Source organism: Flavobacterium tagetis (assembly GCF_016735615.1).
Lineage (GTDB): Bacteria > Bacteroidota > Bacteroidia > Flavobacteriales > Flavobacteriaceae > Flavobacterium > Flavobacterium tagetis.
Genome location: NZ_JAERSF010000004.1, coordinates 97896 through 111736, shown reverse-complemented (window position 1 = coordinate 111736; position 13841 = coordinate 97896). Strand labels below are relative to the sequence as shown.

Genomic DNA, 13841 nt, shown 5'->3' with positions numbered 1-13841 from the left:
TATGAGAAAATTATTTAAAAGAATTTTTATTATTTTAATATCTTCTTTTATGAGTATTGTTTTTGATAGTAATCCTTATAAGCTCCTGAAGTAACATTTTGAAGCCATTCTTGGTTATTCAGGTACCAATTGATAGTTCTTTCTAACCCTTCTTCAAAAGTAACTGAAGGTTTCCAACCTAGTTCTCTATTAATTTTTGAAGCATCTATAGCATAACGTAAATCATGACCTGGTCTATCTTTTACATAGGTAATTAGTTTTTCAGAAGTACCTTGTTCTCGTCCTAATTTTCCATCCATTATTTTACATAGTAACTTAACCAGATCTATATTTTTCCATTCATTAAATCCGCCAATATTATACGTCTCATGATTCTTTCCTTCATGAAAAACTAAATCTATTGCTATTGCATGATCTTCCACAAAAAGCCAATCACGCGTGTAATTTCCATCTCCATAAACAGGTAATGACTTATTGTTTATAATATTATTAATAAAAAGAGGAATAAGCTTTTCAGGAAAATGATATGATCCGTAATTGTTTGAACAGTTAGTTAAAACATATGGAAGTCCATAAGTTTCTCCATAAGCTCTAACAAAATGATCAGAACTTGCTTTTGAAGCTGAATATGGTGAATTTGGATCATAAGGAGTTTCCTCTGTAAATAATCCTGTTGCTCCTAATGAGCCATAAACCTCGTCAGTACTTATATGATAAAATCTTTTACCCGCAAAATTATCTTTCCATTGATTTTTAGCTGCATTTAACAAATTCATTGTTCCAATAACATTTGTTTTTACAAATGCTAATGGATCTTCAATTGAGCGATCAACATGTGATTCTGCCGCTAAATGTAAAACTCCATCAAAATCGTGAAGTTTAAAAAGATCATTTATAAAACTTTCATCTACTATATCTCCTTTTACAAAGGTATAATTTGAATTATTTTCAATATCTTTTATGTTTTCCAGATTTCCTGCATATGTTAAAGCATCTAAATTAAAAATCTGATATTGCGGATACTTGTTTACGAAACGTCTTACCACATGAGAACCAATAAAACCAGCACCGCCAGTTATTAGAATTTTTTTCATTCTTGAATACTTTCTATTAATTTAATAAATCCGAATTTTGCTTTTCCAGTTCGTTATATATATCTTTTACATCCTGCGAATTTTCTTTTTGCAAAATCAAATTAGCATTATCTGTATGTACAAAAATAGTATTTCTTAAACCTAAAAAAGTTGTATGACTATCGCAGCCTATTACCATATTACCGTTAGAATCTACAGGATGTCCTTTTGAAACTAAATATTCGTATACTGATTCAAAAGAACCGAGATCAGACCAAGAAAAAGATGCAGGAACTACTTTTATTTTTTTACTCCTTTCCATCACAGCGTAATCAATACTAATTGATGGAATTTGCATTGATAATTCTAAATCTAAAAATCCTCTTTCAGAAGCTTCCCAAACTGCTTTAGATTTTTCATAAACATCTGGCTGAAATTGCTTTAATTCATCCAATAAAACACCAGCTTTAAAGCAAAACATACCACTATTCCATAAAAAGTTTCCTCTTGCAATAAACTCTTTAGCTGTAGTTTCGTTTGGTTTTTCTCTAAATGACAAGACTTTGTCACCCTTAGATTCAATATAACCATAACCAGTCTCTGGTTTAGTTGGAATAATTCCAAAAGTTACAATAAAACCATCTTTTGCTTTAGAGATTGCTTCTTGAATTGCATTATTATAATCTTCTATTTTATCAATTATATGATCGGAAGGCGTAATTATTAGTATATCTTCTGACTTTGAAGCAAAAGCAGCAAAGGCAATTGCCGCTGCTGTATTTCGAGGTGTTGCTTCAACAATATTTGTGTAAGAAGTTTTAGTTTTATCCATCACTTTTCCACTTAAATGATGATTATCTACATTCCCTACAACCATCACTTTATCAGCTAAATGACTGTTTCGTTCTATAGTCATTTCGAATAAAGATTTCCCTTCAAATATCTCTAAATATTGTTTAGGTTGACTTTTACGAGAAAGTGGCCATAATCTACTTCCTACTCCACCTGTCAAAACTACATGTACTATTGATTCTTTTGTTTCCATTTCCTCTAAAAAATAAAAAAGGGTTTATGACCCTATAATCTATTATCTGCTATAGTACCCAAAACTCCTTTTACATCATACAATAAACTATTTGATTTTTGCAATTTAGCAAAATCCAGTTCTAAAAATTCAGTATGTGAAACTCCAAGAACTATTGCATCAAATTTATTGTTTGGAATAGAGTTTAATGTTACTAAATTATATTCTTTTATTACATCATGTGCATTGGCAAGGGGATCAAATATAGTTACTAAAATTCCATATTCCTTTAAGCCGTTAACAACATCCACAATTTTTGTATTTCTAACATCTGGGCAGTTCTCTTTGAAAGTAATTCCAAGCATTAGCAATTCAGCACCATTAACAGAAATGCCTTTTTTAATCATTAACTTCACTATTTGTGACGCTACGTATTCGCCCATGCTATCATTCAATCGTCTTCCTGCCAAAATTATTTCAGGGTGATAACCGAACTCTTGTGCTCTTTGTGCCAAGTAGTAGGGATCTACACCAATACAATGTCCACCTACAAGACCTGGTTTAAAAGGCAAAAAATTCCATTTTGTTGAAGCTGCAGCTAATACTTCTTGAGTATCGATATTCATTAAGTTGAATATCTTAGCTAATTCGTTAACAAAAGCAATATTAATGTCTCGCTGAGAGTTCTCAATAACTTTCGCTGCTTCTGCTACTTTTATTGTGGGAGCTAAATGGGTTCCGGCAGTAATTACAGACTTGTATAAAGCATCAACTTTTAAACCTATTTCTGGTGTTGAACCCGATGTTACTTTTAAAATTTTTTCAACTGTATGCTCTTTATCGCCTGGATTAATCCTTTCTGGCGAATATCCTGCGAAAAAATCTTCATTAAATTTCAATCCTGAAACCTGCTCTAAAACTGGCACACATTGTTCTTCTGTTACTCCTGGATAAACTGTAGATTCGTAAATAACTACATCCCCTCTTTTTAAAACTTTACCAACGGTTTCACTAGATTTATAAAGAGGCGTTAAATCTGGTCTATTATTTTTGTCTACTGGTGTAGGAACTGTGACAATATAATAATTACATTCAACAATATCCTTTATAGAGGCAGTACAATATAATCCTTCTTTTTCAGAGGTTTTCTCTACTAAAACGCTTTGCAAAACATCATCCTCTACTTCTAAAGTAGTATCTGTTCCTGATTTCAGAGAACTAACTCTCGATTCATTTATATCAAAACCAATGACAGAATATTTTGTTGCAAACAGTCTAGCTAATGGCAATCCGACATAGCCTAAACCAATAACTGCAATTTTAATATTTTTTTCTAACTTCATTTTCTTAATTTCTTTAGGCTCTTAAAAATTCACGGCTTCGCCGTTCCAAGTCACAATATCTGACTCAGATGCCTAAATTAATCATTTTCGCGCAAATATAGTATAATAACTCTAGTTAATCAATACGGTTTCCCGTAATACTCAAAAACAAATTGTTAATAAAAAAACGCTTAACCACAATGCGTTATTAATCAGGCTGTAAATAATTACTTTATAAAAAAAACAGAAGAAAAAAATCTAAAAAAAGACTTCTCTTCTGTTTACTTTTTATTGAATAACGTTGTTATTTATATTTTATTTTCAAGACACATCCTAAAGCTTCAAGCACCAGCACATAGTAATTATTAGAGACTTCCTGAACAATTGCATTTTGATTGATAAACACACCAGACTCTAGTTTAATTTTATCTCCAACCTGAATAGCCGAAACTGAAACATCACTCAAATTGGGATCTTTTAAACTTGTTCTAATAATTTCAATTTCTTGATCTTTTACAATTGCAGCTTTTCCTAACCAAAATAAATATCTAACTACTCCTTGAGCTTGAAAAACTAAATTACGATCAGAATCTGATAAATGAACAAAAACATAAGAATTAAAAAGAGGTGTTTCAACTTTCTTTTTTCGGTCTGACCACTGTTTTATCTGAGTAATCAGCGGACAATAACATTCTATTCCCAACTGATTAAGTTTATCTGCAACTTTCTTCTCCCATTTAGGCTTTGTATAAACTACGTACCAATTCATTCTTTTTCATTTAGCTTGAAGCAACACATTTTACTTCATTTTATTTACAAACACAATAATCGGTTTATGATCCAATACCTCTATAAACGAATCCGATTGATTCTAATTGCTTAGCATTCAAAATATTTCTTCCATCAAAAATAAACGCTGGTTTATGCATAGAATCATAAATCTTTTTCCAATCGTAAGTCGTAAATTCGTCCCACTCAGTTAAAATGGCAATAGCATGTGCTCCTTTACATGCATCATACGCATTATCAAAAACGCTTATTGCATCACGATTATCTTCACTTGATCGTGTCTCTAAATAATCTAAGTCGCTTAGCATTTTATTTTTTGAAACTTTCGGATCGAAAACCGAGATTTTTGCCTGTTCATTTATTAAATCATCAGCAACATAAATTGCCGCAGATTCTCTAGTGTCGTTTGTATCTTTTTTAAAAGCCCAGCCTAAAAATGTAATTTTCTTATCGGCTACAGTATTATATAATGTCTGAACAATTTTGCTGGAGAATCGTCTTTTTTGATGATCGTTCATAATAATAACTTGCTCCCAATAATCTGCAACTTCATTCAATCCGTATGATTTTGCTATATAAACCAGATTCAAAATATCTTTTTGAAAGCAAGAACCACCGAATCCTACAGAAGCTCTTAAGAATTTAGGTCCAATTCTGCTATCCATACCTATTGCTTTTGCAACTTCATTTACATCTGCACCAGTTTTTTCGCAAAGTTCTGACATTGCATTAATTGAAGAAATACGTTGTGCTAAAAATGCATTAGCCGTAAGTTTAGACAATTCTGATGACCAAACATTTGTTGTTAAAATTTGATCTCTTCTTACCCAATTGGAATAAACTTCCACTAATGAATTAATAGCTTCTTCTCCTTCTTGAGTTGTATCTCCGCCAATTAAAATTCGATCTGGATTTAATAAATCTGTAACTGCAGTACCTTCTGCCAAAAACTCAGGATTAGATAAAATTTGAAATTGAACGCCATTTCCTGTATTATCTAAAATGCTTTTTATAGCTTCAGCAGTCCTAACTGGCAGAGTAGATTTCTCTACTACAATTTTATTTTGTTTTGCAACTCTTGCAATTTGTCTAGCACATAATTCGATATATTTTAAATCGGCCGCCATACCTTTCCCTTTTCCATAGGTTTTGGTTGGTGTATTTACAGAAATAAATATCATTTGAGCTTCATCTATTGCTTTGTCAACATCAGTAGAAAAAAACAGATTTCTACCTCTCGCTTCTGCAACAATTTCAGAAAGTCCAGGTTCATATATCGGAATATTTTCAGGATTCGGATCATTCCAATCTGCTATTCTTTGTTCATTTAAATCAACAACCGTAACCTGAATGTGAGGGCATTTTTGAGCAATAACAGCCATTGTAGGTCCACCAACATATCCTGCACCAATGCAGCAAATTTTTGTAATTTTCATTTGATCTATTTTATCTTGATCTTAAATTTATTTTAAATTATTCCAATACCATTCAACAGCTTTCCTTAATCCATCTTGCAAAGAATACTTTGGGTTATAACCAAGATTTCTTTTTGCTTTCTCGATACTTGCTAAAGAATGAGGAATATCTCCTACTCGATTTTCGCCATATACAACTGGAACATCCTTAATTTTTGAATCAAAATCCGACAAATATTCCCTTAAATATTTAACTAAGTCATTCAATGTATTTCTATCTCCAAATGCTGTGTTATAAACAGTGTTAATGGCTTCTGGATTCTGAGAAGTCATTGCCAACTCATTCATTTGAATAACATTATCTATATATGTAAAATCACGAGAATAATTTCCATCACCATTAATTACTGGGCTCTCATGATTCATAAATTGTTTCACAAACTTTGGAATTACAGCAGCATAAGCTCCATTTGGGTCTTGTTTTCGTCCAAAAACGTTAAAGTAACGAAGCCCAATTGTTTCTAATCCGTATGTCTTACTAAAAATTTCTGCATACAATTCATTTACATATTTCGTAATTGCATAAGGAGACAATGGCTTCCCTATAACATCTTCTACTTTTGGTAATCCTTGAGAGTCTCCATAGGTAGAAGAACTTGCAGCATATACAAATCGTTTTACTTTGGCATCTCGAGCTGCAGTAAGCATATTTAAAAAACCAGAAACATTTACATCATTTGTCGTAATTGGATCTTTTATTGATCTCGGAACAGAACCTAAAGCTGCTTGATGCAAAACATAATTTACTCCTTCAACCGCCAAATTACAATCGGCCAAATTTCGAATATCACCTTCTATTAATTTAAAATTTGGATTATCTAAAAAGTCTTTTAAATTATGGCGATGTCCTGTAGAAAAATTATCTAGACAAACCACCTTATAATCTAAGCCTAAAAAATACTCCGTCAAATTTGAACCAATAAATCCAGCTCCTCCCGTAATTAAAATTGTATTTTTTATTTTACTTTCCATTTATCAAACTTTAGCTTTTTCTAATTCGATTCAAAAATGTCTTCCAAAACCCACTTTTAACTTCTTCTTCGTGATAACCATTTGAATAAGCTCCATAGCCATAGCCATATCCGTAGCCACTACCATATTTTGCTTTATTTTCATAACCGTTTAATACAATACTCACATTGCTCAACTCTCCACGTTTAAGTCTAGTATTTAACAACGTGATCATGTCTTTCTTAGTATAGTTTTGTCTTACAATATATAATGTGACATCTGCAAACTGAACTAACTCTAACGAATCAGCCACTAAACCTACTGGCGGGGTATCTAAAACAATATAATCATATTTCTGTTTCAATTCATCAATCATCTCTTTCATTCCATCACTTAAAATCAACTCTGAAGGGTTCGGAGGAATTGGCCCCGAAAGTATTACATCTAAATTTGGAATCTGTGTTGAATTGGTAATTTCTTTCAAGCTATTCTGCTTTATTAAATAATTAACAACTCCTAAAGATGATTTTAACTCAAATTCATCTGCTAATCTCGGTTTTCTTAAATCTAAACCAACAATTACTGTTTTCTTTTCGCTTAATGCGAAAACAGTAGCTATATTAATAGAACAGAATGTTTTTCCTTCGCCACTAATTGAAGAAGTTATCATTAGTGTTTTAGAACCACTAACCTGTTGTTTTTTATATAAAAACTGAAGTGAAGACCTTATACCTCTAAATGATTCCGAAAGAGCTGATTTTGGCTTTTCAAAAACAGCCATACTACTAGAGTCTTTATTGAAACCAACTACGCCAAGTAATGGAATCTGAGTTAATTTACTAATATCTTCGCTATTCTGAATTGAATTATTAATAAAAAATATTACAAGAATAAATAACAAAGGCACTAAAACCCCTAAAAACAAAGCCATTACATAATTTACAGAAGTTTTAGGACCTATTAAACCTCCACCAATATCTTTGGCAGGATCAATAAAATGAATATCGGATAGATTAGAGGCTCTTACAATTTCTGCCTCATTTCTTTTTTGAAGAAACTCTGTATAGATATTATCATTTAAATCATACTTTCTTTTAATCTTCAGTAATTCTTGTTGCTCAGCTGGAAGTTTTTTAACTGTGCTTTCAGCTTGGCCGATTTTAGCATTTAGCAAAGATAAATCATAAACCAAAGAAGACTTTGCCGTAACAATATTCTCTTGAAGAACATTTTTTACTGCAGCCATTTGATTATCAAAATCTTTAAAAATTTTTTCACTTTTTACAGCATATGCCATTTCTGATCTTTGTGTAGAAAGTGCTATAAGTTTGGAAACATTAGCAAGAATATTAGGGTCTTCAATTCCAGCAACAGAAGGTGCCGGCAATCTAGAATAATCCTCGCTACTATTTAAATATGATTTTAACGAATTATAGTAAGCTATTTTCCTAGTAACTTGATCTTTTTCAACATCAAAATTCATTATTTTCTCTGAAACTAGAGAACCACCACCTTCTATCTGGTAAATATTTTTATCTTTTTGAAAAGATTTTAATTCGTTTCCCGTTTCTTTAAGCTGAGATTCCATTGCAACAAGAGTACTATCTATGAACCTAATGGTGTTTGTTGCAAATTGGTTTTTACCATCTAATTGCAATTTCATAAGCATCTTTACAGTGGAATTCAAATAATCAACCATTCTTTTTTTATTTGTTCCCTGCATCGATAAGGTCAATAACGATCCACTAGTTTTTCCTGCATCTACATTTATGCCTTTATATCTCGATACGGTTCCGTCAAAATCATTGAATCTAACAAAATATTCTTTCCCTTTATAAAATCCTGGATTATCAACTATTTGAAGTTTCCAGTTTAAAAAAGGAAGATTAACACTTTCTCCTGTCTTGTACTTTTTGACAAAAGTTGTAGGATATACTGAGGTATTACTATAAGAGTTATTACTGTAAGTAATTAATGAAACTGTATTGCTTTCAAACGGAATTTGGATTTGATACTCATTTTCGCTTAAAAATTTTATGCCAATTAATGCATTTGCAAGCTGTCCTTTTGTTTTGTCAATATCTACATAAAATGGTACCGCTCCATAAGAATCTATTAAATTGTATTTTCCCTGTTCTAAATAATCAATATAAAATTGAAGCTTATCTACAACTAACTCATTATGAGATCTTGATTGCAAAATTGTAGAAATACCATTTACTTGATCTGAAATTCCTCCCCAATTAAAAACTAAACTTGTATTTGAAGTAAAAAAAGGATTGCTTTCTTCTTTAATAGAAATCATGGTTTGCATTCCGTAAATTTTTTCTTTACGAATATTTACCTGGTGAGCAATGGTGAATGTAATAATCAAACTTGCAAGAAACCACTTCCAGTAACTTACAATTTTCAACAGAAATCCTTTAAAATCAAAGTGTGAATGATTTTCAAAAATAGCAAAATCCTTAATGTCTAACATTTTAAAAATCTATTTTTATTTTATAATTAGATAAACTGTTGTAGCCAAAGATAACAATGTAATTATTGTCCCTATAGATTGTATTCCCGTTTGTCCAGTTCCCCAAGTTTTTTGTCTCAATGGCTTTACGTATATATAATCATTTGGCTGCAAGTAATAGTATGGCGATTTCATTACATTCACGTCAGTAAGATCAATATCATGCATTTGAACTCCCGTTGGAGTTTGACGAATTACTGTGACCTCTTTTCTGTTACCAACTGTAGTAATATCTCCTGCATTTGCAACAGCTTCCAAAATGGTTACATTGTCCTTAAATAGCGTTTTGGTTCCAGTGCTCCCAACTTCTCCATTAATAGTATACCTAAAACCAGCCAGCTTAACAGTAACAAAAATATTGGCTTCACTTTTAAAATATTCCTCTAATAATTTCTTTTCAATTTTTACGCGAACTTCTTCAAGAGTATAGCCAATTACATTTATTTCTCCTAGAATAGGCATTCTTATATTTCCATGATCATCAACAGTAAAACCATCAAAATATAAACCAGATTCACTTTTTCCTCCTTGTCCATTTTGATCATCAGTTGTATTAAAAATAGATACTAATTTAGGATCGATTGCTTTAATATTGATTTTTAAAATATCATTAGCTTGTAATCTATATGGTTTTGATTCTACCGCTGCAATTGATTTTTGTTCGCCTGAATCATTTTTATCCTGAAGATACACCAAATCTTTAATCGGAATACATGAGGTAAATAATGTTGAAACTAGTAAAAAAAGAAAAAAACTGTTTTTTGTCATTCGTTCAATGTTATTGCAAAGATCTTTTCCTTATAATGACAGGAAAAGTCTAATTGCTATTTGGGGTTTAGTTAATTATTTTTAAATGTTTTTTCAAAAGGGATTCTGTGTAAAATACTTCGCCCTAATGTTATTTCGTCTGCATATTCTAATTCATCTCCAACCGATATTCCTCTCGCAATTGTTGAAATTATAATTTCACTATCTGCAATTTGTTTATAGATATAAAAATTTGTTGTATCTCCTTCCATTGTTGAACTTAATGCAAAAATAATCTCCGATACATTTCCAGATTTTACTTTTGTTACCAAACTAGAAATATTTAACTGGTTAGGACCAACTCCTTCAATCGGAGAAATTTTTCCACCAAGCACATGATATATTCCTTTAAATTGCCCAGTATTTTCTATCGCCATAACATCTCGAATATCTTCAACAATACATATAGTCTCATGATTTCTAACTGGATTAGCACAGATCTCACAAGTTTTAGTATCAGAAATATTATAGCAACTTTCACAAAATTTAATATTCTCACGCATGTTCAATAATGCTTGAGATAAAAAAGCGGTTTGTTCTTTAGGCTGTTTTAACAAATGAAGAACTAATCGAAGTGCTGTACGTTTACCAATACCAGGTAATTGTGACATTTCGTTTACTGCTTTTTCAATTAATTTTGATGAAAATTCCATGACGACAAAAGTAATACTTTTAATGGTTTAGCCTACATTACAGCCATTAAATTCAAGTCTCAATAATAGTAAGAAATCACTATCAAATATTTTATTTAATATTGATTTGTAGCCAATAAAACCAATGTACAAGCTACTTCAACTTGAATTTCATTTAACTCTAACAATTGATACAGTTCTGGATTTTCTGTCCCAGGATTAAAAATCACCCTTTTAGGATGCGCTTCAATAATATAATTATAATAATCTCGTTGACGAACAGGATTTAAATACAAAGTAATAGTATCAATATTTTTTACTGGTAATGCTTTAGTTTGGATTTTTACTCCAGCAACTTCACCTGCTTTTTGACCAATTGCTAAAACAGAATGTCCTTTTCCTACCAACATATTTACAGCTCTATATGAATAACGTTCAGGATTTGTTGATGCTCCTATAACTAATGTTTTTTTACTTTTCATAGTTTTTATTTAGACTGCAAAAGTAATCAAAAAGAACGATTTAACTTTATGTCTTTGATTCAGAATCGATAACAATTAAAAACATTATTATAACATAATTTCACACAAAAGCATTAAAAAATAACTACATTTACTTCACTAACCAATATCATATGGAATTATTTATTTATCTATTTGCCGCTTTATTCTCGGTTTTAAACCCAATCGGAACGGTGCCAATTTTTGTTGGATTAACGCAACATGATTCTCAAAAAGAAAGATCCCGAATCTCTCTTTGGACAGCAATCAATGTTTTCATCATATTATTGGTTTCTTATTTTATTGGCCAATATGTTTTAACTTTTTTCGGAATTAGCATAGACGCCTTACGAATTGCTGGCGGAATTGTAATTGTAAATTCTGGTTTTTCTTTACTTTCTGGAAAATTCAACAAGAAAAGAGGAATCAACAAAAAAATTGAAAATGAAGCACAGCACAGAAATGATATTGCACTAACACCTTTAGCAATACCAATGCTTGCTGGCCCTGGATCAATGTCGCTTTTAATTGCCTTTTACCAAGAACATCACGAGATAAATGAAATCATAATATCTTCTTTAGCAATTTTAGCAATCGCAGTAGCCATTTTTGCAATTCTAAAAAGTGCTCATTATCTAGCTAGAATACTAGGTGCTTCAGGAATCGTGGCAATCTCTAGAATTGTTGGTTTTATAGTTATTTCAATCGGCATTCAATATATTGTAAGTGCAATTGTTAATATCATCAAAGGAAATTTCTAATTCAAATATATTTTCCAAAAGAAAAGGGATAAAATCAATTGTGATTCTATCCCTTTTCTTTTTTTATTAAAGTCTTCTTATTTTAATCTCTTGGCAAGAAAACTTCTGCCATCATACATCTAGCACTACCACCGCCACAGGCTTCTATAGTATCCAAACTTGAACTTAAAATCTCTGCGTGATTTTCTAACTGTGCAATTTGTTTTGGAGTCAAGCTTTGATGTGCCGATGCGCTCATTACAATATATCTCTTATCATCTTTCCCACGAACTTCCAACATATTACCAGCAAAATTATTTAATTGATCTTCTGAAATTAAAATAACTTCTTTTTTATCTGCTTTCAAATTATCCAAAACCATTTTACGCTCTTTCTTATCATCAATAGAATCGGCACAGATAACTGCAAAAGTTTCTCCTAGACACATCATTACATTAGTATGATAAATTAATTTGCGCTCGCCATCAACAGTTTGGAAAGCTTCGAAAATTACTGGAGCATAATCAAAATCTTCACAGAACTCTATAAACAATTCTTCATCAGCTCTTGGTGATAATGCACAATACGCTTTTCCATTAGCTCTATCTAATAATAAGCTTCCTGTCCCTTCTAAGAAAATGCCATCTTCTTCTGCAGAAGTATAATCCATAATATTAGAAATTTCAAATCCTTTTTCTTCTAAAGTATCTAAAATATCTTCACGACGTTCTTGACGACGATTTTCAGCAAACATTGGATAAAGCGCCACATCTCCATTTTCATGAAATGAAACCCAATTGTTTGGAAAAATACTATCCGGAGTATCAGTCTCTATATTGTCATCTACCACAGTTACATCAACACCAACCGCTCTTAGTTTTTCTACAAAAGCATCAAATTCTTGCTGTGCTTTAGCATTAACCGTACTTGGCAAAAGTCCGTCTAATACTTTTTGATAATAATTATTTACAGCCGTCTGCTCATTCATTCTGAAAGCAACTGGACGAATCATCACGATAGCATTAGTAGTTTGTCTCATTTTTTATCTTTTTTTGTTTCAAACTTGAAACGAATTTTTAGTCTCTAATTAATGGTAAAGTTGAACATCTCAACAAACCTTCCTGCTTTGAAATTTCAGCATATGGAATTTCTTCCACAGTAAAACCATTTTCACGAAGCCAGTTATTCAACCTCGTAAAATTCTTCTCAGAAACAACGACATTTTCATCTATCGAAAACACATTCGAAAACATATTATACATTTCATTTCTTTCGATATGAAATAAATTTTCTTTTCCAAAAAGTTTTACCAAATAACGATAATCTGCTTCTTCGCGAAAACCTCTTTTGTAGATAATTCCTTTATTTTTTCCAACAGGTTGAAAACAACAATCTAAATGCAAAGCATTATCCCTCGCTTCCAATGAAGATTTTACAAGATCAAATTCCTTCACAATCTTATTAGGAAACAAAGATTTAATATAATTTACACCATGCATATTTGTCCTTGCAGTAATATAATCTTTATAATCGCTTCCTTTATAAGTTCCGATAAAAATATGATCATTCCAAAGCATAACATCTCCTCCTTCGATATGAACTTCTTCTGGAGGACGAACCACTTTCAAAGGATCAATCTGATCAATTACATATTGAATAGCATCTAATTCTCTTTCTCTATCCGGCAGAATATTAGATTTCACAAAAACATCATCAATTACAAATCCAATATCACGAGCAAAAATCTGATTGTAATTTTCGATCATTTCTGGACGATAAACAGTTACATCATACTTCTGAAAAACAGCATTAAAAGCTTCCATTTCAGCAACCATATCTTTTTCTACAGGATAAGTCCCTGCCTTAATATGTTCCAATGATTTAGGGTCATAAGCCTCATCTATAGTTGGAGTTGGACCATTATGAACAGCAGAACCCAAAACTACAGCCCGAAGCCGAGACGTTTCGTTCTTTACATTTAATTGCAACATAACTTTATTATATTTTGAG

Annotated in this window: 13 protein-coding genes; 1 reads left to right on the top strand and 12 read right to left on the bottom strand. The window is 31.5% G+C overall.

What is annotated here, in order from left to right:
* Window positions 1–47: 47 nt before the first annotated feature.
* The 10 genes from rfbB to JI750_RS18210 all read right to left on the bottom strand — a co-directional run bounded on the left by rfbB (window position 48) and on the right by JI750_RS18210 (window position 11073).
* Complete coding sequence (gene rfbB, locus JI750_RS18255; protein WP_202005546.1) at window positions 48–1094, bottom strand: dTDP-glucose 4,6-dehydratase; 1047 nt, start codon at window positions 1092–1094, stop codon at window positions 48–50.
* 16 nt (window positions 1095–1110) lie between these two features.
* A complete protein-coding gene (locus tag JI750_RS18250) occupies window positions 1111–2118 on the bottom strand; it encodes a mannose-1-phosphate guanylyltransferase (RefSeq protein WP_202005543.1) in 1008 nt (335 codons plus the stop codon).
* 32 nt (window positions 2119–2150) lie between these two features.
* A complete protein-coding gene (locus tag JI750_RS18245) occupies window positions 2151–3440 on the bottom strand; it encodes a nucleotide sugar dehydrogenase (protein WP_202005540.1) in 1290 nt (429 codons plus the stop codon).
* Window positions 3441–3723: 283 nt separating this feature from the next.
* The gene (locus JI750_RS18240) at window positions 3724–4188 is read right to left on the bottom strand and encodes a UpxY family transcription antiterminator (protein WP_202005520.1); all 465 of its coding nucleotides are present in this window, start codon (window positions 4186–4188) and stop codon (window positions 3724–3726) included.
* A 64-nt stretch (window positions 4189–4252) separates the two neighbouring features.
* A complete protein-coding gene (locus JI750_RS18235; RefSeq protein WP_202005515.1) occupies window positions 4253–5644 on the bottom strand; it encodes a UDP-glucose 6-dehydrogenase in 1392 nt (463 codons plus the stop codon).
* A gap of 27 nt (window positions 5645–5671) precedes the next feature.
* On the bottom strand, window positions 5672–6655 hold the full coding sequence (locus JI750_RS18230) for an SDR family oxidoreductase (RefSeq protein WP_202005513.1): 984 nt from the start codon (window positions 6653–6655) through the stop codon (window positions 5672–5674).
* Between the two features lie 10 nt (window positions 6656–6665).
* Window positions 6666–9113: a polysaccharide biosynthesis tyrosine autokinase gene (locus tag JI750_RS18225; protein WP_202005510.1), complete on the bottom strand. Its 2448-nt coding sequence runs from the start codon at window positions 9111–9113 to the stop codon at window positions 6666–6668.
* A gap of 15 nt (window positions 9114–9128) precedes the next feature.
* Complete coding sequence (locus JI750_RS18220; RefSeq protein WP_202005506.1) at window positions 9129–9920, bottom strand: polysaccharide biosynthesis/export family protein; 792 nt, start codon at window positions 9918–9920, stop codon at window positions 9129–9131.
* Window positions 9921–9991: 71 nt separating this feature from the next.
* Entirely contained in the window at window positions 9992–10612 is a 621-nt protein-coding gene (recR, locus tag JI750_RS18215) for a recombination mediator RecR (RefSeq protein WP_202005503.1), read from the bottom strand.
* Window positions 10613–10707: 95 nt separating this feature from the next.
* The gene (locus JI750_RS18210) at window positions 10708–11073 is read right to left on the bottom strand and encodes a CoA-binding protein (protein WP_202005501.1); all 366 of its coding nucleotides are present in this window, start codon (window positions 11071–11073) and stop codon (window positions 10708–10710) included.
* 152 nt (window positions 11074–11225) lie between these two features.
* Here JI750_RS18210 and JI750_RS18205 point away from each other — a divergent pair, with 152 nt between their 5' ends.
* A complete protein-coding gene (locus JI750_RS18205; RefSeq protein ID WP_095931487.1) occupies window positions 11226–11852 on the top strand; it encodes a MarC family NAAT transporter in 627 nt (208 codons plus the stop codon).
* 82 nt (window positions 11853–11934) lie between these two features.
* Here the strand turns inward: JI750_RS18205 and ctlX are convergent, their stop codons facing one another.
* Together ctlX and JI750_RS18195 are read right to left on the bottom strand one after the other, a co-directional pair.
* Entirely contained in the window at window positions 11935–12870 is a 936-nt protein-coding gene (ctlX, locus tag JI750_RS18200; RefSeq protein ID WP_202005498.1) for a citrulline utilization hydrolase CtlX, read from the bottom strand.
* A 37-nt stretch (window positions 12871–12907) separates the two neighbouring features.
* Entirely contained in the window at window positions 12908–13822 is a 915-nt protein-coding gene (locus JI750_RS18195; protein WP_202005495.1) for a dimethylarginine dimethylaminohydrolase family protein, read from the bottom strand.
* Between the last annotated feature and the right edge of the window lie 19 nt (window positions 13823–13841).

Coding starts and splice junctions, on each gene's coding strand:
- rfbB (WP_202005546.1), bottom strand. CDS start 1,094: ATGAAAAAAATTCTAATAACTGGCGGTGCTGGTTTTATTGGTTCTCAT.
- JI750_RS18250 (WP_202005543.1), bottom strand. CDS start 2,118: ATGGAAACAAAAGAATCAATAGTACATGTAGTTTTGACAGGTGGAGTA.
- JI750_RS18245 (WP_202005540.1), bottom strand. CDS start 3,440: ATGAAGTTAGAAAAAAATATTAAAATTGCAGTTATTGGTTTAGGCTAT.
- JI750_RS18240 (WP_202005520.1), bottom strand. CDS start 4,188: ATGAATTGGTACGTAGTTTATACAAAGCCTAAATGGGAGAAGAAAGTT.
- JI750_RS18235 (WP_202005515.1), bottom strand. CDS start 5,644: ATGAAAATTACAAAAATTTGCTGCATTGGTGCAGGATATGTTGGTGGA.
- JI750_RS18230 (WP_202005513.1), bottom strand. CDS start 6,655: ATGGAAAGTAAAATAAAAAATACAATTTTAATTACGGGAGGAGCTGGA.
- JI750_RS18225 (WP_202005510.1), bottom strand. CDS start 9,113: ATGTTAGACATTAAGGATTTTGCTATTTTTGAAAATCATTCACACTTT.
- JI750_RS18220 (WP_202005506.1), bottom strand. CDS start 9,920: ATGACAAAAAACAGTTTTTTTCTTTTTTTACTAGTTTCAACATTATTT.
- recR (WP_202005503.1), bottom strand. CDS start 10,612: ATGGAATTTTCATCAAAATTAATTGAAAAAGCAGTAAACGAAATGTCA.
- JI750_RS18210 (WP_202005501.1), bottom strand. CDS start 11,073: ATGAAAAGTAAAAAAACATTAGTTATAGGAGCATCAACAAATCCTGAA.
- JI750_RS18205 (WP_095931487.1), top strand. CDS start 11,226: ATGGAATTATTTATTTATCTATTTGCCGCTTTATTCTCGGTTTTAAAC.
- ctlX (WP_202005498.1), bottom strand. CDS start 12,870: ATGAGACAAACTACTAATGCTATCGTGATGATTCGTCCAGTTGCTTTC.
- JI750_RS18195 (WP_202005495.1), bottom strand. CDS start 13,822: ATGTTGCAATTAAATGTAAAGAACGAAACGTCTCGGCTTCGGGCTGTA.